Origin of the sequence: Citrobacter sp. RHB35-C17 (assembly GCF_013816795.1) — a bacterium.
Classification (GTDB): Bacteria; Pseudomonadota; Gammaproteobacteria; order Enterobacterales; family Enterobacteriaceae; genus Citrobacter_A; species Citrobacter_A amalonaticus.
The window spans coordinates 1,841,414-1,862,906 of the sequence record NZ_CP057150.1 but is presented as its reverse complement, the minus strand read 5'-3'; the positions used below and the strand labels follow the sequence as shown (position 1 = coordinate 1,862,906).

Genomic DNA, 21,493 nt, shown 5'->3' with positions numbered 1-21,493 from the left:
TCCCGGCGCATCGGTTTTCTTAGTTCAGACCGACGTATTTAAATTCGTAGCTCACATCAAACGGTTTCCACCAGCGACCGACACCAGTGTCACTGTCGGTGTGACGGTGCATCCCCGCTTTTGACGGCGGTTCAATGTGGTAAGTCACTTTGTAGTTGCCCACGCCCATCATCTTGACGTTCGCGCCATAGTGAGGGCCATCGCTGGCGACCATCGGCATAAACGTTCCTTCCTGTTTTTCACCGGTATCGCTGTTGACCAGGGTGTAGCTGATGGTCAGATAGGGGATCCACTCTCCTGCGCCAAAGCCGTTTTTGCTGCCTTCGACCGCGTGAATATCCGCCTCAAGGTGAATATCGGCTTTGGCTGCCGGTAAGCCCATGCCGCGCGGCTCCATATCAATCGGCTGCAGATAAACGGCGGCCAGCTCCATTTCATTCATCACGACAGGCTCGCCCGCCGGGTACTCTTTAAAGGCGAACGCTGCCGGTGCGGTGAAAATTCCGGCCATCACTGCGCTGGCAATCAGGGTTTTCTTCATGGTCATCAGACATATCCTCTCGTCTAAAATCACAACTACAGAGTGTTTTTTATTGTTTCCCCAGGAACGGCGCTTTTTCGCCGCATAACCCACAGCGCAACCAGCGCAGCGAGCAGCAATACTGCCTGCGGTAACAGCGTTTCCACATAGGGATAAATCCCCAGCCAGCTGATTTCCGGGAAACCGTTAATCAACGTTGGCTGGAACAGTTTGCCTTCCACCAGCTCCAGTACACCTTTGCCCGCAAACACGAAGGCCATCAGATACATGAAACTGCCGGTAAACATAAAGAAGGGTTTCAGCGGCAAACGCACCACCGAATAACGCATGACCAGCCACGCCGCCAGTAACACGACACAGCCAATAACAAAGCCCGCGCCAATCGCCATGTGTCCGGCGACATCTTTGGCATCGCCGATCAGGGCGTAGTAGAACAGAACCGTTTCGGCGCCTTCGCGATAGACCGCGAGGAAACTAGTCAGCCAAAGCCCCACCAGCGACCCTGTCGTCAGCGAGTGGGACAGCTTGCCTTCCAGCCAGGCCTTCCAGTGTCGGGCTTCCACTTTGGACAGCAGCCAGTAGCTCATGAAGAACAGCATCACGACCGCAATCAACATCGTGATGCCTTCCAGCAGTTCCCGACTGGCGCCCGAGTTGGTGAACAGCAACTGGAAAATCACTGCGGTGATTACGCTGGCGACCAGGGCTACGATCACTGACTGGCGAATCAGCGGCAGCTTATCCTGATGATTGTTTTTCACCATGTAGGCGACAATCGCCGCCACGATCAGCAGGGCTTCCAACCCTTCACGGACGATGATCATCAGGCTGTAAAGCAGCAGACTCCATTGCGTCTCTTCTCCTTCGCCAAGCATCGTCACCGCTTTTTGCAGATCCTGCTCGAGCGCGCTCGCTTCTGACTGGAGTCTTTCTGCCGGTTGACCAGCCTTCATCAAGCTGACCAGACGGGTGAAGTAGGCTTCCAGCGTGGTTTTGAACGCCGAATCACGGGAGCCGATTTTGTTTTCCATGCCGCTGGCTTCGAAGCGATCGAAATAGCTGTCCTGAACATCCAGAATGGCATTCTGCGTCTCGCCGCGTTGATACCGCGCAATAGCGTCCTGAATGCTCTGATTGATTCCGCCCGCCACTTCACCCCAGTTTGTCCGCGTACTCTCCTCCGCCGCCGGACCGTTGTCTGCGGTTTGTGGGGCTGCAATCAGCTGATCGTCGCGGGTTGTCGGTAAGCCTGGCAGAATATCCTCAATATCCTGTAACAGCGTGGTGACCTGATAAGAGACGTCGTTGAGGCGATCGGGTTGAGCGGCAAGTGCAATCAGCGCGGAAAACTGTTGGTTGATGGCTGCGGCATCTTTGGCCGAGCGATTCTGCCTGACCGACATTTCCATCTCAGAGTTTTTGAATCCCTGATAGTGCGCCTGCTGGACATGCTGACTGGCCGTAGCGTAGTTCCCGGCCTGATAGTCATTCACCGCCTGGGCCAGCAGATCGTCGATAATACGGACGCTCTCTTGCCAGTGAACAGCGATATCCGTTCGGGTGAGCGCGCTGTGCTGCTCTTCCGCCACCAGTCGGTGTCCGCCGTCCAGCACCGGTTCGACTTCTCGTAGCGATGCCTTCAGCCAGTCGATTTTCGACTGCACATCAGCGAGCGGTTTTTTCTCGCCAATCATCCGCCGGATTTCACCGAAGGCGCTCTCCATTTCGTAACTTTTACTGGCGGAGATGTTGATGCGGATGGGGCCTTCGAGATTTTCAAACACCTCAAAGTAGGCCATTTGTACCGTGCGGCGCGCCTCATCGGTGCGCTGTTGAGAATAAAGTTCTGCTGTTTTATCAAGGCGTTGCTCAATATCCTCAATAAACGGAGCATAGTTTGTCGCGGCCCATACGCTAACGCTTATGAGCAGACTGAAGAGAGTTACCAGCAGTGAGAGGCAAAACTTACGCACGATACGCACCAAATAACACAAATGATAATTATTATCATTATCGATTTTTGCTGGCGTTGTACATGACCTGGATCATAAAAATGTCAACGGGTGACAAGTTATGTAAATTTATTTCATTGATATGTGATGGAGGGCGAAATCTGACGGCGGGTAATATACGCCCCCGACCGTCAGGAATTAAATGTTACGTTGCGTAAATCCGTAAAAAATGAGTGATACTGCGCCTACAGGCTTAAAGTAAATTATCCGCAGGTACACTTGATTCAGCGATACAACATCTCCGGGTCTTGTTTCAGTCGCTGCAAAAATGGGCCATAACCCTGCTCACTGATCCAGTAGTTAATACTCTTTTCAACGCCCGTTGACGTCAGCGTCGCACCAGAAATACCATCAACGGTATATTCATTATACTTCCCTGATTTCTCCTGAACTATTTTCAACGCCGGCGTTCCATTATCATCAGCCACCTTTTTTCCCGGCCATTGTTGACGCCAGCTTTCATCTTTCACTCTGGCCCCCAGAAATGGCGTCTCCCGCTGCTGATAATAATACAGATTGTTCACCGTACGACCGTCCAGTCCCAAAGAGAGAAATGCATGCATCATCGATTTCGCTCCTTTTCCCGAAACAGGAATGATAACCTGCTGAATCTTATTATACTTATCTTTTACCAGATAAACTTCCGCCAGCGAACAGCGTTGACGAATCTGTGCAGGGTCCTGCTCCGGAGCGAGTTTTTTACATCCTTGTGCGGCCGTTTTATCCGTCACCCACTCGCCGGAATCGAGATTCACCGTGCGCACGATAATCGCACGCTGATATAAACTCTCAATCGATTTTTTATCCTGAGCATCCGTCTTAAGTAAGCCCGCAGCCTGTAAAACAGCAGTTTTTTTTTCTTCTTCCGTCGGCGCCGTCATTTCCCCCTGAAACAACATAAACCAGGCGATCGCAATCAGAAAAATAAGGACGCAAAGCACCATCATTGATGCAATAATAACTTTACCCTTGCGCATTTATTTATAATCCCTGTAAGCATTAACATCGTTATATCGCTATATGATATGCCATTACTCCTTGTCATTTGCAATGATAAAAACCGCGAAAATATAGATTCAACCCGTTTACTTTCTGCCTTAAATATTTAAATCACATAGTGTTACGGCTATTTTATGGTGTAAAAAAACCGGGTTTCCCCGGTTTTGACTCAACTGATTTTCGCCCACCCTAGCCGCAGGCGCATCCCCCAGTAGCTGGTCCAGCCGCTGGTCGTAGAAACCACCTGCCCTTTTGACAACACAATCAGCGTGGGGGTGACGCTGATATCCCAACTGCGGGAAAGTGCGCCATTAGCATCGTTGACCACGGGAAAAGAGATCCCTTTACGCGCCAGCCAGCGCGCAATCGTCTGTTCATCTCCCGAACGCAGCGCGATGGTCAGCACCTTCTCCCCTTGTGCCTGCAAGCGGGCAACGTCCGGTGTGGTATAGCGGCAAACGCCACACCAGGTGGCCCAAAAATAGATCAGTAGCGGCTCTTCCTCACTTAATGCCGCCAGCGTTACCCGTTCGCCATCCAGCGTGTAAAGCGGTGTACTGTCGAAAGCCGTTGGTGCCTGTGGCGCGCGCCAGGCATCCATTAGCCACATTCCACCAGCCAACAGGAGCAAAAAAAAAACACCTTCGCGCAGCCATCGCCGCAACTTACTGACCATTTGCCACCGCCAGTTTTTCTTTAACGACTTCTTCAAGCACCTCCCAGGAGACGGCCCCCGGGATCAGCTCATCACCAACGATCGTCGCGGGTGTTCCCTGAACGCCGACGAGTCGCGCCAGTTGCAGATTGGTACGTAGCGTTTCATTGCTTTTTTCATCCAGTATGACCGGGCTGGCCGCCGATTTTTCCTGCGCCTGTTTAATGCTGACGTCAGTGTGGTATCCCTTCTTTTGCATCAGCTTTTCATGCAGCGCGAGGAACTGCTGTGGATGCTCACGCCAGGTGGTGAGCGCCGTCCGCGCAGAGAGCACCGAGCTTTCGCCTTTAAACGGCAGCGGTTTGATAATCACCGCCACGTCAGGGTATTTCGCCACCAGTTTTTCAAGCAGCGGATCAAGCTGTTTGCAGTACGGACAGTTGTAGTCGGTAAAATTCACCAGCGTCAGTTTTGCCTGTTTTGCGCCAAATCGCGGACTGGCCGGATCGTTAAACAACGCCTCCTGAATGAGGGCTTCGATCTGTTTTTCTTGCTCCGGGGTAAACGGCGCGACATCTTTGGCATGGCTGAACGCACTGAACAGGGTCAATAACAGGATGATCAGGGATTTCATGGCGTTTCTCCTTTCGCTTTAGCCAGTGTTTCTAACAGACCGTCGCGCGTTAATAACGTCGGCAGCGCCTGACCTTTCGGTAAGCCGGGACCATAGATTTGGTTATACGGTACGGCAACCTGGCCGCGTGATTTCAGAAACGCCGTAATGTCATCAGACGGCAGCGTCCAGTCGCCGCGCAGGGCCACGACATCCGGTTGCTGTAGCGCCGCCTGCACCGCGTCGGTGTTCAGCACGTTATATTTATTGACCTTGCAGGTAATGCACCAGTCGGCGGTCACATCGATAAATACGCGCTTATTTTGCGCAAGCGCGTCGGTGATCGCCTGCTCGCTAAGCGGCTGCCAGCGGACACTCTCTTTCGCCGCACTGTGGGAGGTAAAACCCAGATGAGGCAGAAGTAGCGTTGCCAGCCAGAGGGCCGAACCGAGCATCATTAAGCCGAGCAAGCGTCGCAGTCCGTTCATCCAGCGTCCCGGTCGCGGTAGACGAAGCGCCAGACCCGGACGCAGGGCGACCAGCAACCACGGCAGACTCATCCCAACGCCGAGGGCGAAGAAAAGCCCCCACAACACGGGCAGCGATGCCGTCAGCGCCACCGTCACGGCTGTACCGAGAAACGGTGCGCTGCACGGTGTCGCCAGCAGCGTGGCAAACGCGCCCTGCCAGAAATGTCCCGCCAGGCCTTTACCACCGTAAGTCGCCAGTCGGGTGGTCATTGATGACGGCAGGCGAAATTCAAACAGGCCGAACAGACTGGCGCTGAAGGTCAGCATCACCAGCACCATCGCGCCAATAAACCACGGATTCTGGAACTGGATACCCCAACCGAGCGCCTGATTGCTCAGTCTTAGCACGGTCATCAGTAATGCCAGCGCCATGAAGGAGATCAAAATCCCCCCGACCGACGCGAGGAACTGCCGTCGTATCTGGTGGCGGTTTTTCTCCTCAACGAGCAAAATCGAACCCAGCTTCATCCCCAGCACCGGCAATACGCAAGGCATCAGATTAAGGATCACGCCTCCCATCAGCGCCATAAGAACCACCTGCCAGAGCGGGAGTCTGGCGGATTCTGTCACCGGCGCATCACTCACGATAAGCTGGCTCTCCTGCGCCACACCGTTATCCGCCAGCACCAGCGTGAGCGATTTGCCGCGTAAATTCGGCGCCCCTTCCCCCCAGCTATCGTGAACCGGCACCGTCGCGTGCAGTCTGTCGCCATCGACCCGGATCAGCGGTTTAGCAAAATCCGTGTCCTCTACGCTATCGAGGAACAGCGCGGGTGCGGTCCAGCCACCGCGGCGCTGCGCCTCGATCACCAACTCGCCGTCACGCGCACCAGCGATCAGGGTTTGAGTCAGCCCCTGCGCCAGGGGCACACGTCCCATCGCCTGAGCATAATCATGCGCAAACCCGGCATCCTGTTGAGAGGCCGTAAGCGAAAACGGGTAGTCGGTCAGCAGACACACGTTGCTACAGGTAGAGAGCGTCAGCACACCGGCAATGCGGTCGGGAGTGTGTCCCCGGACGGCCAGCGGAAACGTGACCTGTTGGTGATAGCCCTGGGTGGTCATACCGGCGACGTCAAAACGGTCCGGTGTCGGCCAGAACCAGTCCACCACGGGCATCTCTCCTTGCCAGGCAATGGCAGGTGCAACGCCGCCTTCCCCCGGCGAACGCCAGTACGTCTTCCAGCCGTTTTCCAGTTTGACGTCGATCAGCAGACGGGTTTCCCCCTGTGCTGACGTATCGGCACGCAATCGTACGCTGGCATGATCGTTCTGCGGGGAACGCAGCCAGCCGCTCTCTGCCGCCCACGATGCGGGCAGCCAGAGTAATAACAGGCAGATCAGTCCCTGCCTGAAGGCATACATCATAATTTTTCTCCATGAATGATTAACTTACTGTACGAAACCGCCAGTCTGTCATTCGCGGAAAACGCAGAATCTGAGATGGACCCGAAGTCTGGGGGGAGAAATAACGCGTTGTGGGAAGAACGGTAAGCGTACGGTCCTGAACGGCGTTAACAAGGCAAGGAGTAAACAGAGCGCGAGGATCGCGCCTTCAAAAACGACCGGTGGCGCGGCAAGCAGCGATTTCGCACTGAGCTCGCACGGGGTCACGGGAGATGCATCCTCAGTCACGGACGTCGGCGACGCCGTCGCCGCGATCGCGGTGGTCTCCATCTGCAACGCATGCAGGCCCGCCATGCGCTGCGCGGTACAGACCATCACCACGACACATGCCAGGCAGAGGAACCACCATCCCATCCGTTGACGTTTCGCCATCACACCCTCACTCATTGACGCGAGTTATCTTAGCGGCTGGCGTGTTTTACGCAACCTCTGGGCTGTAAAGATATGTTGTTTCGCTGGTTGGCATTCATCCTCGACAGGATTACCCTACACTTATCGATGACACCTTTTAAGGGATCCCTTTAGCCTGTATTGATTAACCCGAGAGAACGCTATGGAATTAAAGGATTATTACGCCATCATGGGCGTGAAACCGACGGACGATCTCAAGACTATCAAGACCGCTTACCGCCGACTGGCCCGCAAATATCATCCCGATGTCAGTAAAGAACCCGATGCTGAAGCCCGCTTTAAAGAGGTCGCTGAAGCCTGGGAAGTGCTGAGCGATGAGCAGCGACGCGCGGAGTACGATCAGCTCTGGCAACACCGCAATGACCCGCAATTCAACCGTCAGTTCCAGCAGGGAGAGAACCAGAGTTACAACGCCGAAGACTTCGACGATATCTTCTCCTCTATTTTTGGTCAGCACGCGCGTCAGTCTCGCCAGCGCCATGCCAGCCGTGGACATGATATTGAAATTGAAGTCGCGGTTTTTCTTGAAGAAACACTCGCTGAACACAACCGAACCATTAGCTATAACCTGCCGGTCTACAATGCGTTTGGCATGATTGAACGTGAAATTCCAAAAACCCTGAACGTGAAAATTCCGGCGGGTGTCGGCAATGGTCAGCGTATTCGTCTGAAAGGCCAGGGGACGCCGGGTGAAAACGGCGGACCGAATGGCGATTTATGGCTGGTGATCCACATCGCACCACATCCCCTGTTTGATATCGTTAACCAGGATCTGGAAATTGTGGTCCCGCTCGCCCCATGGGAAGCCGCGCTGGGCGCAAAGATTGCCGTCCCCACGCTGAAAGAGAGCATTCTGGTCACCATTCCCCCCGGCAGCCAGGCCGGACAACGTTTACGCATCAAAGGTAAAGGTCTGGTCAGTAAAAAACAGACCGGTGATTTGTATGTCGTGCTGAAGATCGTGATGCCGCCTAAACCGGATGAACGTGCGACTGCGCTGTGGCAGCAACTGGCAGAGGCACAGTCAGGATTTGATCCGCGCAAAGATTGGGGGAAAGCATAATGGCTAACGTCACCATCACTTTTACGGTTACCGAATTTTGCCTGCGCACCGGCGTGACGGAGGAAGACCTGAACGAGATCGTGGGTCTGGGCGTCATCGAACCTTACACCGAAACGGCGGACAGCTGGCAGTTCGACGATCATGCCGCCACTGTGGTACAGCGCGCCCTGCGGTTACGTGAAGAACTGGCGCTTGACTGGCCGGGGATCGCCGTGGCGCTCACGCTACTGGAAGAGAACGCACGTTTACGACAGGAAAACCGCCTGCTACGACAGCGGCTCGCGCGTTTTATTACTCATCTATAAATATTGGGCAGCGTAAGCTGCCCAATTATCAGGCAATGATATAAATCAACGCTGGCTCAACGGGATAGCCGTACGATAGTAGCATTCAAAATGCCACTTTATGGACGTCAGAAGGCAATGAGCGAAAAAAGCAGAAAGCGCTGGCAACGCCGCCCCGGAACAACGGGCGGTAAACTGCCATGGAACGACTGGCGTAATGCCTCTACCTGGCGCAAAGCTACGCAGTGGCTGCTGATGGCGATCAATATTTATATTGGCGTGACGTTTTACTACTGGGTGCGTTATTACGAAACCGGCGGCACCAGTCTGTACGTTTCCCGACCTGGCGGCATTGAAGGCTGGCTGCCCATCGCAGGCCTGATGAACTTGCGCTATACGCTGGAAACCGGCATCCTTCCCCCTGTTCACGCCGCCGCCATGCTGCTGCTGGCCGCGTTTATGCTGGTAAGTCTGTTGCTCAAAAAGTCGTTCTGCTCGTGGCTGTGCCCGGTAGGTACGTTGTCTGAACTCATCGCCGATGTGGGTAAGAGATTGTTTGGTCGCAATTTTACGTTGCCCCGTTGGCTGGATATCCCTCTGCGCAGCCTGAAATATCTGCTGCTGGCCTTTTTTCTCTACATTTCGCTGTCGATGCCAGCGCAGGGCATTCAGTATTTTTTAATGTCGGCCTACGGGATTATTATCGATGTGAAGATGCTCGATTTCTTTCGCAATATCGGCACGATCACCCTACTGAGCATCGCCCTTCTGGTGGTCATAAGCCTGTTCATTCGCAACGCGTGGTGCCGTTATCTGTGTCCCTATGGCGCCTTGCTCGGGCTACTTTCCCTGCTCTCACCATTCAAAATCCGCCGCAATGCGCAAAGCTGTATTGATTGCGGGAAATGTGCCAAAAACTGCCCGTCGCAAATCCCGGTGGATAAGCTGATTCAGGTGCGAACGGTTGAATGCACTGGCTGTATGACCTGTGTGGAATCCTGTCCGGTGGCTTCAACGCTGACATTTTCCCTGCGGACACCAACGGGAAACGCTGAAATACGGCGAGGAACATTATCGGGTATGGCGATGACGCTGCTGGTACTCGGCATAATGTTTGCCCTTATCGCATTCGCGATGCTAATGGACGTCTGGAACAGCCCAGTGCCGGATCACCTCTACTTCCGGTTGATCCCGGAAGCGAGAATGATTGGTCATTAATGGATACCGGATGGGGCATCTGCCGCCATCCGGATTTGCATCACTCGGCTTTATTATCCTCAGCGATGCCATCCTCAATAAAATCTTTATCGAGTTCTTCGGTATTCCCCGCGTGATCGCGCCCGGAAAGAATGTTCCAGCAGGCGATAAACAGCGCGGCAACGAGTGGACCAATGACGAAACCATTGATGCCATAAATCTCCATTCCGCCCACCGTGGTGATAAGAATCAGGTAATCAGGCATTTTGGTATCTTTGCCGACCAGAATGGGGCGCAGAATATTATCCACCAGCCCTACCACCACCACGAAGAAACCGACGATGAAAAAGCCCTGCCACAGTTGCTGCGTCGAAAAAAGATAAATGGCGGCTGGCACCCAGACGATCGCGGAACCCACTGCCGGGATCAGGGACAGAAACGCCATCAGCGCCCCCCACAGAATGCTGCCATCAATCCCCACAATGTAAAACGCAATTCCGCCCAACGTCCCCTGCACGATCGCCACCACAACCGTGCCTTTTACCGTCGCCCGGGAGACCGCCGCAAACTTTGCAAACAGATGTTGCTTAACGAAATTCGACAACGGTAGCGAGTCGAGGATCTGCCGAACCAGAAACGGGCCATCCTTGAGCAGGAAAAAGAGCAGGTAGAGCATGATGCCGAAACTGATCGCGAAACCAAAGGTGCCTTTGCCAATCAGGAAGGCGCTCCCGGCCAGATATTGCCCGCCCTTTAGCACCACATCCGACAGCTTCTGCTGGATTTTTGCGGCGTTATCAAGGGAGTGATCGGCAAGAAACGAACGCGCCCACTCCGGCATATGCGCAAACAAGCTCGCCACCACTTCCGGGAACTGAGCGTCGTTATGCTGCAGCTTGGTGTACACCACATTCAGTTCAACGGCGAGTGAGGAGAGGATCAGCATTAGCGGGATGAATACGATCAGGCAGATAATACCCAGCGTCAGCAGAGACGCTACCCCGTTACGCTCCCCTAACGCCGAACGCAGCCTATTTTTTACCGGGTAGAAGATAACCGTCAGAATCGCAGCCCATAAAATGGCGGAAAAGTATGGCGACAGCACGTCGAAGAAAGCCCATGTCACCATGGCGAGAAGAAAGAGGAAAAACCCTTTATTCAGTCCGTTAAAACGCATTAGAGGATCCTGTAAACAAAGAAACTCTGTGGACTATAGGACTGATTGCGGATTTTACAAAGCCGACAAGACGAAAACCGCCAGCCAATACTTCACATTCAAAATGTGATAGTGCTTATTGTTTCACCAAAAGGGTTGGCATTTCGCTCAAGGGTTGCTGAATGCGGCACACACGAAGGGAGTGCCGCTGTCTCCCCGTCTTTCTTGAATACACCTGTTTCGCCTCTCTGGACGGACGCCAGGTCAGTTTAGGGAAGCGTCTGCAACCGTCTGCCAGCAGGATGACCTATGGCAGACGTCGCGCGTTACTGATAACGCGCCACCAGGTCCTTAACCATTGCGGCATACGTTTGTTGCTTAAGTTGCACAATCTGCTGTTCCGTCACCGTCTCTACGGATGCCTTCTGTCCAGGCTGCGGGGTTAGTATTTTGGTCTCATAATTAAACGGTGACCAGGTCGCCCAATCGCCACTCGCGACATCCACCAGCGTGAAACGCACCAGATAGCGTAGCGATGTGCTGTCAGGCTGTTTCCCTGCTTTAAAATCCGACCAGACCATGCTTTTGGTCGCGGCATCAAATCTACCGGACTGCAACGTCTCCTGATAAACGATAATCGCTTTCTGATGCCCTTTCGCCGCAATGTAGCGTAGCGCCTGCATCCAGTTGGTATTCTCAGCAACCGCCGCGTCCTGGTTCTCGTCTTTGCTTTTGTCTTTATTACAGATCGCTTTTTTTTGCCTGTCCGGAATGCCGGAAAACGTCGCAACCGTGTAATAGCGGCTCATTTCCTGCTGCATGACCGTCTCTGGCGCCCGATTGCCAGACTGTACCAGAATGACGGGTGAGTTCAGCGGTACGCGAAAATTGTCTTCTGCCAGTGCCGCCTGAATATCGTCTTCAGAGATCGCCAGCGTGGTTTCATTACCAAAAATATCTTTGTCCGTCAGCCAGGAGGGTGACGTCGTATTTCGGCCAGAACTCTCCACCTGCGATGTGGTTTTCTTCGCATCAATGGGGGAATGCGTGACACAACCCAACAAAATAGAGAGGGTTACACATGACAATATTACTGACCTGAAATCCATTTTACCCGGTTCCTTATCTAATCCGATATATTCCTGCATAGCAAAAATAATTATATACCTGAAGGAGCTCACCACAAAACAGGATTTACCCTTTTTCAATCATTCATAAAATAAATATTTATAAATCTTTTATAGATTCCGCTTTTATATTGTTGAGAATATATGCAGATTCGCCTAATGACTCAATCGACACTCACTCCATTATTAAAACCAGAAAAGCATGCCTCTCCTTTCTAAATTATCTCCTACCCCGTTGAATTAGATAAAAATAATCATCCAAAAAATAATGCGATACGGATGTCATATCAAAAAAAGGTGATATTTCACTTTGCCCGAATCACGAAAGTCACTGATAATGCGCCCGTTCGTCTCTTCAAAATGGCGGTATATCCCCTATGCTACATTTATTTTCTGGTCTGGATTTATATACCGGCTTGATGCTTTTACTTGCGCTGGTCTTTGTCCTGTTTTACGAAGCCATAAACGGATTTCACGACACCGCCAATGCGGTCGCGACCGTCATTTATACCCGAGCCATGCAACCCCATCTGGCAGTGATGATGGCGGCGGTTTTCAACTTCTTTGGCGTCCTGCTGGGCGGACTCAGCGTTGCCTATGCCATTGTGCATATGCTACCCACGGATTTACTGCTCAATATGGGGTCGTCACGTGGCCTCGCGATGATTTTTTCCCTGTTACTGGCGGCGATTATCTGGAACCTTGGAACCTGGTATTTCGGGTTACCGGCCTCCAGTTCTCATACCCTAATAGGCGCAATTATTGGGATTGGGCTCACCAACGCACTGATGAACGGGACTTCGGTAGTCGATGCGTTAAACATCCCGGCGGTGGTCAATATCTTTGCGTCGTTGATTGCGTCTCCCGTCGTCGGAATGGTGATCGCAGGCGGCCTGATCTTCCTGCTACGCCGCTACTGGAGCGGCACTAAAAAACGCGATCGCATCCACCGTCTTCCTGAAGAACGAAAAAAGAAAGGCGGTAAAAAGAAACCCCCATTCTGGACGCGTATTTCGCTCATCTCCTCAGCGGCGGGCGTGGCCTTCTCTCACGGCGCGAACGATGGTCAGAAAGGGATCGGCCTGGTGATGCTGGTACTGGTGGGGATTGCGCCTGCCGGTTTCGTGGTGAACATGAGCGCTTCAGGCTACGAAATCACCCGCACGCGTGATGCTGTCAGCAATCTTGAAATCTACTTTCAGCAGCACCCTGACGTGATAAAACAGGTAGTGGATAAGGCTCAACCGCTTACTGTACCGACAGCGAATCCCTCCTCAACCACCGAATTTCATTGCCATCCGGCGAATACGATGGATGCCCTGGGTCGCGTGAAAACACTGTTACCAGCAAACCTGGAGAGTTACGACACATTAAGCGTGCCGCAACGCGGTCAGTTACGACGCATCATGCTGTGCATCTCCGATACGGCAGATAAAGTGGCAAAACTAGCGGATATCAGTCGTAGCGACGTGCATCTGTTGAAAAAACTGAAAACCGACATGCTGAGCACCATTGAATATGCGCCGATCTGGATAATCATGGCGGTCGCGCTGGCGTTGGGTATGGGAACAATGATCGGTTGGCGGCGCGTGGCCACCACAATTGGCGAGAAGATTGGCAAAAAAGGGATGACCTATGCCCAGGGAATGTCCGCACAGATCACGGCGGCGATCTCCATTGGTCTTGCCAGCTATATCGGGATGCCGGTTTCTACTACGCATGTGCTCTCTTCCGCCGTCGCAGGAACGATGATCGTCGACGGCGGCGGATTACAGCGGAAAACCGTCACCAGCATCGCGATGGCCTGGGTATTCACGTTACCAGCGGCGATTTTGCTGTCCGGGTTTCTGTATTGGGCTTCCCTGCTACTTATCTAAGTCAACTGCCGGCTTAGCGAAACGGAATATACCTGAGAATGCCCAGTTCGCCAGACTGGGCATCAATACTTACTGAGGATGAAAGCTAACGGCGGGCTGATTACCGTCAGTGTGATGATAGCCACGAGCAGCCATAAACGCGGTTATCGCTTTTTCCGCATCCGCCAGCACTTCATCCAGCGGCTGATTAGCATCGATATCAACCAGAGGCGCGCCGCCAAAGGTCAGTTGTGGTGTTATCGCGATTTTTCTTGCCAGCGCTTCTCTACGGTGATCGGGTTTACGTGCACAAGCAACGTCGAGATCAACATTCAGTTTTATCACTAAATCCGGCTTATGGCTGGCCATCCAGTGAAACGCCGAGCGTTCTTGTTCGGCCAACCAACTCACGAAGCGACTCCCCTCTGTATTGACGGGAAATACGGTACCATCATAAGCGCCGGGGATTTGTATCTGAGGGTAGCGATCGGCTAACACAATGAGGCCCTGCCGACGACACGTCAGCATATGGCGAAACCGCAATAACCGACGCGCAACGAAAAACATAATCACTAATGCAGGTACCACTCCAGGTAATTTTTTTGCAGTTTTAACTTTATTACGTTCGATAACGTTACCTAATGAATTACCCATTAACGGTAATTTAACCACGGCGCGCCCTACATTTCCTGCCTGTTTACCCAGATGAACTTTTTCAGTCGGGCCATGTTTCTGCAAACAGATAACAAGATGTTCGCAGACCGTTGTTTTCCCCGAACCATCGCTGCCAATAACGGCTATTAGCGGAGGTTTAATTGATTGCATAAATACACCCTTAAACAAAAATACCCACCATGAATAATTTATTATCCGACTCTCCTTCCGGATATAATTGTTAATACTAAAACGACAATTACCCATTGTCACAACTTTATTGAACAGATATTCTTGGCACACAACCGCCGCTCTCAATTAATTATTTAAACTGGATCTTTCGTGAGTCAATATACTATTCCCACTATACCTCCCCCTTTCGCACGGGTGATTGCTATAGTCGGTTGCGATGGTTCAGGTAAATCAACCCTGGCAGCCAGCCTGACGTCGCATCTCGCCCTACAGTTGCCAACAAAACAGCTTTATCTCGGGCAGTCCTCTGGTCGTATTGGTGAATGGATTGAACATTTGCCTGTTGTCGGGGCGTTGTTGGGGCGTTATCTGCGAAAAAAAGCGGCACACGTACACCAGAGTCCTTCTGCACCGCCAGGAAACATCACGGCGCTGGTGATCTTCCTGCTCTCTTGCTGGAGAGCGTACAAATTCCGCAGCATGCTAATTCAGAGTCGGCAAGGCACGCTGTTCATCGTCGATCGTTATCCCCAGGCGGAAGTGCCCGGTTTTCGCTTCGACGGGCCACAACTGGCCAAAACGGCTGGCGGTAATCGGTGGGTACGACTCCTGAAAGCCCGTGAACTCCAGTTGTACCAGTGGATGGCCTCCTGGCGGCCTCTGCTGTTGATCCGGCTGGATATCGATGAAGAAACCGCCTTCTCACGTAAGCCTGATCATCCCCTTGCCGTGCTCCACGAGAAGATCGCGGTCACGCCGCATCTGACGTTCAACGGAGCACCAATCCTCGAACTGAACGGTCGGGAGTCGGCGGATAAAATTCTTACTGAGTCATTACGCTCAATTCAGACCTCTCTTCACGATCACCGGATCGGATTTGCGAGTCCTTTTTAAGACGGAACGACATGGACACAGAGAACTTAAGCCCCCAGAACGGGCCATTACCGGAATATATTCCGGGACTGATTGCCGTAGTGGGCTGTGATGGCACCGGTAAATCCACGCTGACGGCGGATTTGGTAAAAAACCTGCAGCAAAAGTGGGTAACTGAACGCCGCTATCTGGGACTTGTTTCCGGAGAAGATGGCGACAAAATCAAACGTCTGCCGCTTATCGGGACATGGCTTGAACGACGACTGGCGACCAAGTCGTCAAAAACGCAGAGCATGAGTACCCGGGCTCCCGCACTTTGGGCGGCGTTAATTATGTACGGGTTCTCGCTACGCCGGATGGCTAACTTACGCAAGGTCCGGCGACTGGCGCAAAGCGGCGTGCTGGTGATTAGCGATCGATACCCTCAGGCCGAAATTTCCGGTTTTCATTATGACGGACCGGGGATTGGCGTCGAACGCGCAACGGGCTGGGTGAAAACCCGCATGGCCAGGCGCGAATCCCGCCTGTATCAGGAAATGGCGTTATATCGTCCTGAACTCATCATTCGTCTTGATATCGATATTGGTACCGCATTTTCCCGTAAGCCCGACCACGACTACAACGAGTTGCGCGACAAAATCGACGTCATGATGAAGCTCACCTACAACGGCTCGAGAATTCTCGATCTGGATTCCAGAGCGCCCTACCGCGAGGTGCTGGAAAAAGCGCTGGCAGCCGCCTCCGTTACGGCCCGGGATTCTCAGCGCAGGCGCGTTTTATCACAACACGCCAGCGTCCTGCCCGAAATCGGGGAGCACCCATAGCAAAAGAATCTCTGAACTCAGGCACGTACGCGTCACTGGCCTGAGATTTTATGCTGGGCGGGTTTGCTCCTGCTGAGTGATCATTAACAGGTCTGGCGGGTTTTTATCCCATGAAAAAGTGGTTTGCTGATGGCGCGTTTCGCACCATCATTCGTAACAGCGCCTATTTAGGCTCCAGCAATGTGGTGAGCGCCCTACTGGGGTTACTGGCGCTTTCCTGCGCCGGTAAAGGGATGACGCCTGCGATGTTCGGCGTGCTGGTCATTGTTCAGTCGTACACCAAAGCCATTAGCGATTTTGCCAAATTCCAGACCTGGCAACTGGTCGTTCAGTACGGCACACCCGCGCTGGAAAATAATAATCAGCAGCAGTTCCGCGATGTGATCTCTTTTTCCTTTAGCCTGGATATCGCCAGCGGTGCTGCGGCGATCCTTTGCGGGATGGGGTTACTGCCGTTTCTTTCGCATTCATTAGGCCTCGATGCCGACAGCTTTTGGCTGGCAATGCTGTACTGCACGCTGATCCCTTCAATGGCCTCATCAACCCCGACGGGGATTTTGCGGACGGTAAACCGTTTTGATTTGATTGCCGTACAGCAGGCCACCAAACCTTTCCTGCGCGCGCTGGGCAGCGTTATCGCGTATTTCGGCGATTTTGGGTTTGCCGGTTTTGTGATCACCTGGTACGCCTCCAGCCTGGTCGGCGGCACAATGTACTGGTGGTTTGCCGCGCGCGAACTGCGTAGCCGGAATATTCACGGTGCGCTACGCCCACGACTGTTTGAGTCGGCGCGCAGCCTTGAAGGCGCATGGAATTTTGTCTGGGCAACCAACTTTGCCCACACGATCTGGTCTGCTCGCAACTCCTGCAGCACGGTATTGGTGGGTGTCGTTCTCGGCCCTGCTGCAGCCGGGCTGTTTAAAATTGCGATGACTTTTTTCGATGCGACAGGAACGCCAGCGCAGCTGCTTGCAAAGAGCTTTTATCCCGAAGTGATGCGCTTAGATCCGCGCAGCAAAAAGCCGTGGCAACTGGGAATGAAATCCGCGTTGCTGGCCGGCGGGATTGGAATCGTCGTAGCACTTGCGGTGGTGATTGTTGGTAAGCCGCTTATTTCGCTGGTTTTTGGCGTCAAATACCTCCAGGCGTATGACCTCATCCAGATTATGCTTGGTGCAATTATCGTCTCAATGTTGGGGTTTCCTCAGGAATCGCTGCTGCTTATGTCCGGCAAACAGCGGGCTTTTCTGACCGCACAGACCCTGGCTTCTATCGCCTACATAGTCCTGCTACCAGGGCTGTCGCATCTCTTTGGCGTAATCGGCGCGGCATTTGCTTATTTCGCCGGACAATGCCTGGATGTGCTGCTTTCCCTGATCCCGACATTACACGCCTATCGCCATCGTCAGCGCTTGCCATTTACCGCAGACAAAGAGACTCACTCATGACACACGAAAAATTCTCGCCAGACGTTCTTCAACGCCTCTTTGCGGCGGTGGAAGAAGACGACATCGTTGATCGCCATGCCACGCTACCGGAACATATTCATACCTACTGCACCGAGGACAATATCCGTCGCTGTTATGATTTGTGCCTGCAGTTTTGGGAGGAGGGTTTTACCCGAACGGACTTACTGCATTTGGTACTGAAACAATTACGCGGCGGCGAGCTGTCAGATAACGAACGGATGCAGTACAAATACATTCGCGCGCGTTATAAGCATTTACGTTTCGCACTGCGTCTTTATCGCAAGAACCACCAGGCAGGCCGTTTATTTAGCAAAACCACCGTTTTTCTCGGCCACTTCCAGGACGGGTTTCGTATCGGAAATAAAACGATTATTGCCACCTATGGAAAGCGCTTGCGTCTTTTCCTGAGCCTTCCCGTCTGGTGGGTTGTCCAGTATTCCTTGCACCACAGTCAGCCAGAAACGGCCAACGGATTTACCACCTATTGTCAGGCGCAAATGCGCACGCTACGGGACCTGCTGGCCCAACCGCAACTGACAGGACATGAATTCCACACTATGCGAAAAATCATCAGTCAGCAGGTTTCTTATTTCGATACGTTACGCTCTCTCGAACCTGACAATCACGATGCTCGCGCCATCTCCCGCTTTCTGGCTGCTATTAACGGTCTGATGGGAGACCGGCATGATGAGATGGTGGCCGATGCAATGGAAATGCGAACACCGTACGACGAGCCCTGCGCACTGAATGGCGATATTCGTGGCCGTATAGAGCAATGGCTCGCCCGTTATCCTCTGTAGATTGCCCGACACAGGATTCTCCATCCCGACTCAGCGAAATAAAGGATTTGCGATGCTGATACGTCGATTATTGATGATTTCACTTCTGCTCTCGCCATGGCTGGCGTCAGCACATAACTTTGTCGGTGGCCAGCCGGTTAAGCCCATTGTCATTACGGATCGCGGCGAATTACTGCTGGATAATCGCGATACGTTTAGCTACCGAACCTGGAATAGCAGTGAACTGGCAGGAAAGGTGCGCATTGTTCAGTATATTGCCGGGCGAAAATCGGCAAAAAAGAAAAACGCAATGTTGATAAAAGCCGTTAAGGCCGCCCATTTCCCTCTGGACCGCTTTCAACCGACCACCATCGTGAATACCGATGATGTGATCTTTGGTTCTGGTTTCTTTGTCCTCGGCAAGATAGAAAAAAACAAACGTCGCTACCCGTGGGCACAATTTATCATCGACAGCAGCGGACTGGGACGCAAAACCTGGCAACTCAATGAGATGAGTTCAACCATTCTGGTGCTGGATAAAGAGGGCCGCGTCTCGTGGGCTAAGGATGGTGATCTGACGCCGAAAGAGGTGCATCAGGTCATCGCGATGGTACAAAAGATGGTTAACGAATCGCCAGGCCTGTGATGAAATTAATTGAACACTACATCATGACCGGCATTTGTCGACTGGTGGTGACACTTGTGGGCTTTCTGATTTTTATTTTCGCCTGCTATTGCGCACAGCGCTACCTGACCGAAGCGGCCAACGGGACATTAGCCCTCGGCGTTGTACTGAATGTTGTCTTCTATAAAGTTTTGATTGCGCTGGAGATGTTGCTTCCGGTCGGTCTGTATGTTTCCGTCGGCGTCACCCTTGGCCAGATGTATACCGATTCGGAAATGACGGCGATAGCCGCCGCTGGTGCCACGCCTTCACGCCTTTATCGCGCCGTGATGTTCCTCGCCATTCCATTGAGTATTCTGGTGTTGCTCCTGTCTCTGTACGGCAGACCCTGGGCTTACGCGCAAATTTATCAGTTAGAACAGCAGTCGCAGTCAGAGCTGGATGTCCGTCACCTGCAGGCAAGAAAGTTTAACGTCAACAACAATGGACGGATGATCCTCGCCCGTCAGATTGACCCCGACGCGGCTCATTTGAATGATGCGCTTATCTACACCGCCTCTGCCAGTAAAACCAGTATCTTCAGGGCCAACAGCGTGGACGTTGTTGATCCCTCCTCCACGACGCCCTCAGTGATGTTGCACTCCGGTACCGCCTATGTCCTGGATCATCAGGGCCGTGATGATAACGAGCAACTTTTCCGCAATCTCAAACTGAATATGAAACCGTTCGACCAGAATGGCGAGGTCAAACGCAAGGCGAAATCCATACAGACGCTCTCTCGTTCCTCTGCACCGGCGGATACCGCTGAACTGCAATGGCGGGAAAGTCGCGGAGTCTGCGCGTTACTCATGGGGCTGCTGGCAGTCCCGTTAAGCCGCGTCAGGCCACGCCAGGGACGGTTTTCCACACTGCTCCCGCTCACGCTCTTATTCGTCATCATTTTTTATGGCGGTAATATATGCCGTACGCTGGTTGCCAACGGTGCGTTGCCCGTCACGCCGGGACTGTGGCTGGTCCCCCTGCTCATGCTGTCAGGTCTGGTGATTCTGTTGATTCGCGACGGCACGCTGCGATGGAAAACGTATAAATGAAAATCTTCAGTCGCTATATCATACGCAATCTCTTTTTAGGATTTGCGGCGGCTGCAGGGTTACTGCTTCCCCTGTTTACCACCTTTAATCTGATCGGCGAACTCGATGATGTGAGTCCAGACGGATACCGCTGGACGCAGGCGGTGATGGTCGTGTTGATGACATTGCCGAGGACCCTTATCGATCTTGGTCCGTTTATCGCTTTGCTCGGTGGTATTATCGGATTGGGACAGTTGTCGAAAAGCGGGGAATTAACCGCCATACGCACCACGGGATGCTCAATTTTCAAAATCGCCATAGTGACGCTAAGCGCGGGACTGATGCTAATCGTTGCCCTCGGCGTCATTGACGAATGGATTGCCTCACCGATGCAACAACAGGCGTTGCAGATTAAAACGCGCTACAGCAATCACGATACGGCAGGAAACATTCTGTGGGCCCGGCGCGGCAATGTGTTTGTGACGGTAAAATCGCTGGATGCGCATCGCCAACCAGAAGGCATTGAGCTCTTTTACTACCGGGCGGACCACTCTCTGCAACGGTATATCTATGCGCGGACTGCCACCATTTCAGATAACGGCGTCTGGCGGCTTGAGGGCGTCAATCAAAAAGCGTGGGCCAACGGTAAGGAGACAACCGAGACGAAAGAGAACGTCGTGTGGTCATCTTTGTTCGGGGACATGAGTCTTGAGGAACTCACCCTGCCCAGCAGCAGTTTTTCAGTTAAACAACTCAGTCATTATATTTCCTACCTGAAGAGCACAGGTCAACCCAGTCTCGAATTTACGCTGGCGTTGTGGCTAAAGCTGGGACATCCGCTTTTAATCCTGGCGATGATTTTACTGGCGATCCCTTTCACCTTTAGCACCCCCCGCGCTCCCGGACTCGGGAGTCGACTGGCCGTCGGTGTGATCGTTGGTCTACTTACTTACGTCTGTGACCAGATCATCGTCAACCTGGGACTGCTCTATTCCCTGAACGTGCAAATGACAACGCTGGCACCGCCAATATTGCTCCTGGCGGTGGCATTAATACTGGTTTATCGATTCGATCGCCAACCCTGATATCGCAACATTCATCAGACGGCGTGATGGACAGGAGTAAGACATCGCAGCAGATATTCTCAGGAACAATA

Annotated in this window: 21 protein-coding genes; 11 read left to right on the top strand and 10 right to left on the bottom strand. The window is 52.8% G+C overall.

The features are described 5' to 3' along the window. Window positions 1–19 precede the first annotated feature (19 nt). The 7 genes from HVZ37_RS08740 to HVZ37_RS08710 all read right to left on the bottom strand — a co-directional run bounded on the left by HVZ37_RS08740 (window position 20) and on the right by HVZ37_RS08710 (window position 7,129). Window positions 20–547, bottom strand: coding sequence for an iron transporter (locus HVZ37_RS08740; RefSeq protein WP_042319779.1), 528 nt, complete (start codon window positions 545–547; stop codon window positions 20–22). Between the two features lie 29 nt (window positions 548–576). Next, entirely contained in the window at window positions 577–2,514 is a 1,938-nt protein-coding gene (locus HVZ37_RS08735; protein ID WP_054177336.1) for an FTR1 family protein, read from the bottom strand. A gap of 263 nt (window positions 2,515–2,777) precedes the next feature. Then, the gene (gene nqrC / locus HVZ37_RS08730) at window positions 2,778–3,530 is read right to left on the bottom strand and encodes an NADH:ubiquinone reductase (Na(+)-transporting) subunit C (protein WP_181628345.1); all 753 of its coding nucleotides are present in this window, start codon (window positions 3,528–3,530) and stop codon (window positions 2,778–2,780) included. Window positions 3,531–3,721: 191 nt separating this feature from the next. Next, window positions 3,722–4,228, bottom strand: a complete 507-nt coding sequence (locus tag HVZ37_RS08725) for a protein disulfide oxidoreductase (protein ID WP_044258074.1) — start codon at window positions 4,226–4,228, stop codon at window positions 3,722–3,724. After that, on the bottom strand, window positions 4,218–4,841 hold the full coding sequence (locus HVZ37_RS08720; RefSeq protein WP_181628344.1) for a DsbA family protein: 624 nt from the start codon (window positions 4,839–4,841) through the stop codon (window positions 4,218–4,220). Before HVZ37_RS08720 ends, HVZ37_RS08725 begins: the two co-directional genes overlap by 11 nt. Then, entirely contained in the window at window positions 4,838–6,718 is a 1,881-nt protein-coding gene (locus HVZ37_RS08715; protein WP_181628343.1) for a protein-disulfide reductase DsbD domain-containing protein, read from the bottom strand. The genes HVZ37_RS08720 and HVZ37_RS08715 overlap by 4 nt, the downstream gene beginning before the upstream one ends. A gap of 48 nt (window positions 6,719–6,766) precedes the next feature. Beyond that, window positions 6,767–7,129, bottom strand: coding sequence for a hypothetical protein (locus HVZ37_RS08710; RefSeq protein ID WP_044327077.1), 363 nt, complete (start codon window positions 7,127–7,129; stop codon window positions 6,767–6,769). 181 nt (window positions 7,130–7,310) lie between these two features. On the opposite strand from HVZ37_RS08710, the gene cbpA reads away from it, so the two are divergent. The 3 genes from cbpA (at window position 7,311) to HVZ37_RS08695 (ending at window position 9,733) form a co-directional block, all read left to right on the top strand. Then, the gene (gene cbpA, locus HVZ37_RS08705; protein ID WP_044258080.1) at window positions 7,311–8,231 is read left to right on the top strand and encodes a curved DNA-binding protein; all 921 of its coding nucleotides are present in this window, start codon (window positions 7,311–7,313) and stop codon (window positions 8,229–8,231) included. After that, a complete protein-coding gene (gene cbpM, locus HVZ37_RS08700) occupies window positions 8,231–8,536 on the top strand; it encodes a chaperone modulator CbpM (protein ID WP_044258082.1) in 306 nt (101 codons plus the stop codon). The genes cbpA and cbpM overlap by 1 nt, the downstream gene beginning before the upstream one ends. Before the next feature lie 117 nt (window positions 8,537–8,653). Further along, on the top strand, window positions 8,654–9,733 hold the full coding sequence (locus HVZ37_RS08695; RefSeq protein ID WP_061070261.1) for a 4Fe-4S binding protein: 1,080 nt from the start codon (window positions 8,654–8,656) through the stop codon (window positions 9,731–9,733). A gap of 40 nt (window positions 9,734–9,773) precedes the next feature. On the opposite strand, the gene HVZ37_RS08690 is transcribed toward HVZ37_RS08695, so the two are convergent. Together HVZ37_RS08690 and HVZ37_RS08685 are read right to left on the bottom strand one after the other, a co-directional pair. Further along, window positions 9,774–10,889 (bottom strand): AI-2E family transporter, encoded by a 1,116-nt coding sequence (locus HVZ37_RS08690; RefSeq protein ID WP_043001062.1) that lies wholly within the window; start codon window positions 10,887–10,889, stop codon window positions 9,774–9,776. Between the two features lie 305 nt (window positions 10,890–11,194). After that, window positions 11,195–11,977, bottom strand: coding sequence for a hypothetical protein (locus tag HVZ37_RS08685; RefSeq protein WP_044258137.1), 783 nt, complete (start codon window positions 11,975–11,977; stop codon window positions 11,195–11,197). A gap of 395 nt (window positions 11,978–12,372) precedes the next feature. Between HVZ37_RS08685 and pitA the strand changes: the two genes are divergently transcribed. Continuing rightward, complete coding sequence (gene pitA, locus HVZ37_RS08680) at window positions 12,373–13,872, top strand: inorganic phosphate transporter PitA (protein WP_181628342.1); 1,500 nt, start codon at window positions 12,373–12,375, stop codon at window positions 13,870–13,872. Window positions 13,873–13,941: 69 nt separating this feature from the next. Here the strand turns inward: pitA and HVZ37_RS08675 are convergent, their stop codons facing one another. Next, on the bottom strand, window positions 13,942–14,676 hold the full coding sequence (locus HVZ37_RS08675) for a dTMP kinase (RefSeq protein ID WP_181628471.1): 735 nt from the start codon (window positions 14,674–14,676) through the stop codon (window positions 13,942–13,944). A 171-nt stretch (window positions 14,677–14,847) separates the two neighbouring features. Between HVZ37_RS08675 and HVZ37_RS08670 the strand changes: the two genes are divergently transcribed. The 7 genes from HVZ37_RS08670 (at window position 14,848) to lptG (ending at window position 21,422) form a co-directional block, all read left to right on the top strand. After that, the gene (locus tag HVZ37_RS08670; protein WP_249418381.1) at window positions 14,848–15,591 is read left to right on the top strand and encodes a hypothetical protein; all 744 of its coding nucleotides are present in this window, start codon (window positions 14,848–14,850) and stop codon (window positions 15,589–15,591) included. Between the two features lie 11 nt (window positions 15,592–15,602). Continuing rightward, the gene (locus HVZ37_RS08665; protein ID WP_044258098.1) at window positions 15,603–16,394 is read left to right on the top strand and encodes a hypothetical protein; all 792 of its coding nucleotides are present in this window, start codon (window positions 15,603–15,605) and stop codon (window positions 16,392–16,394) included. A 110-nt stretch (window positions 16,395–16,504) separates the two neighbouring features. Next, the gene (locus HVZ37_RS08660; RefSeq protein WP_181628341.1) at window positions 16,505–17,842 is read left to right on the top strand and encodes a lipopolysaccharide biosynthesis protein; all 1,338 of its coding nucleotides are present in this window, start codon (window positions 16,505–16,507) and stop codon (window positions 17,840–17,842) included. Beyond that, a complete protein-coding gene (locus HVZ37_RS08655; protein ID WP_099433439.1) occupies window positions 17,839–18,663 on the top strand; it encodes a hypothetical protein in 825 nt (274 codons plus the stop codon). Before HVZ37_RS08660 ends, HVZ37_RS08655 begins: the two co-directional genes overlap by 4 nt. Before the next feature lie 52 nt (window positions 18,664–18,715). Further along, the gene (locus tag HVZ37_RS08650; protein WP_109740152.1) at window positions 18,716–19,288 is read left to right on the top strand and encodes a YtfJ family protein; all 573 of its coding nucleotides are present in this window, start codon (window positions 18,716–18,718) and stop codon (window positions 19,286–19,288) included. After that, entirely contained in the window at window positions 19,288–20,358 is a 1,071-nt protein-coding gene (lptF, locus tag HVZ37_RS08645; RefSeq protein ID WP_181628340.1) for an LPS export ABC transporter permease LptF, read from the top strand. The genes HVZ37_RS08650 and lptF overlap by 1 nt, the downstream gene beginning before the upstream one ends. Further along, window positions 20,355–21,422 (top strand): LPS export ABC transporter permease LptG, encoded by a 1,068-nt coding sequence (gene lptG / locus HVZ37_RS08640; protein ID WP_044258104.1) that lies wholly within the window; start codon window positions 20,355–20,357, stop codon window positions 21,420–21,422. Before lptF ends, lptG begins: the two co-directional genes overlap by 4 nt. Window positions 21,423–21,493 lie beyond the last annotated feature (71 nt).

Excerpts from the sequence above, each read along its gene's own strand:
- HVZ37_RS08740 (WP_042319779.1), bottom strand. The coding sequence starts at position 547 with ATGACCATGAAGAAAACCCTGATTGCCAGCGCAGTGATGGCCGGAATT.
- nqrC (WP_181628345.1), bottom strand. The coding sequence starts at position 3,530 with ATGCGCAAGGGTAAAGTTATTATTGCATCAATGATGGTGCTTTGCGTC.
- HVZ37_RS08725 (WP_044258074.1), bottom strand. The coding sequence starts at position 4,228 with ATGGTCAGTAAGTTGCGGCGATGGCTGCGCGAAGGTGTTTTTTTTTTG.
- HVZ37_RS08720 (WP_181628344.1), bottom strand. The coding sequence starts at position 4,841 with ATGAAATCCCTGATCATCCTGTTATTGACCCTGTTCAGTGCGTTCAGC.
- HVZ37_RS08715 (WP_181628343.1), bottom strand. The coding sequence starts at position 6,718 with ATGATGTATGCCTTCAGGCAGGGACTGATCTGCCTGTTATTACTCTGG.
- HVZ37_RS08710 (WP_044327077.1), bottom strand. The coding sequence starts at position 7,129 with ATGGCGAAACGTCAACGGATGGGATGGTGGTTCCTCTGCCTGGCATGT.
- cbpA (WP_044258080.1), top strand. The coding sequence starts at position 7,311 with ATGGAATTAAAGGATTATTACGCCATCATGGGCGTGAAACCGACGGAC.
- cbpM (WP_044258082.1), top strand. The coding sequence starts at position 8,231 with ATGGCTAACGTCACCATCACTTTTACGGTTACCGAATTTTGCCTGCGC.
- HVZ37_RS08695 (WP_061070261.1), top strand. The coding sequence starts at position 8,654 with ATGAGCGAAAAAAGCAGAAAGCGCTGGCAACGCCGCCCCGGAACAACG.
- HVZ37_RS08690 (WP_043001062.1), bottom strand. The coding sequence starts at position 10,889 with ATGCGTTTTAACGGACTGAATAAAGGGTTTTTCCTCTTTCTTCTCGCC.
- HVZ37_RS08685 (WP_044258137.1), bottom strand. The coding sequence starts at position 11,977 with ATGGATTTCAGGTCAGTAATATTGTCATGTGTAACCCTCTCTATTTTG.
- pitA (WP_181628342.1), top strand. The coding sequence starts at position 12,373 with ATGCTACATTTATTTTCTGGTCTGGATTTATATACCGGCTTGATGCTT.
- HVZ37_RS08675 (WP_181628471.1), bottom strand. The coding sequence starts at position 14,676 with ATGCAATCAATTAAACCTCCGCTAATAGCCGTTATTGGCAGCGATGGT.
- HVZ37_RS08665 (WP_044258098.1), top strand. The coding sequence starts at position 15,603 with ATGGACACAGAGAACTTAAGCCCCCAGAACGGGCCATTACCGGAATAT.
- HVZ37_RS08660 (WP_181628341.1), top strand. The coding sequence starts at position 16,505 with ATGAAAAAGTGGTTTGCTGATGGCGCGTTTCGCACCATCATTCGTAAC.
- HVZ37_RS08655 (WP_099433439.1), top strand. The coding sequence starts at position 17,839 with ATGACACACGAAAAATTCTCGCCAGACGTTCTTCAACGCCTCTTTGCG.
- HVZ37_RS08650 (WP_109740152.1), top strand. The coding sequence starts at position 18,716 with ATGCTGATACGTCGATTATTGATGATTTCACTTCTGCTCTCGCCATGG.
- lptF (WP_181628340.1), top strand. The coding sequence starts at position 19,288 with ATGAAATTAATTGAACACTACATCATGACCGGCATTTGTCGACTGGTG.
- lptG (WP_044258104.1), top strand. The coding sequence starts at position 20,355 with ATGAAAATCTTCAGTCGCTATATCATACGCAATCTCTTTTTAGGATTT.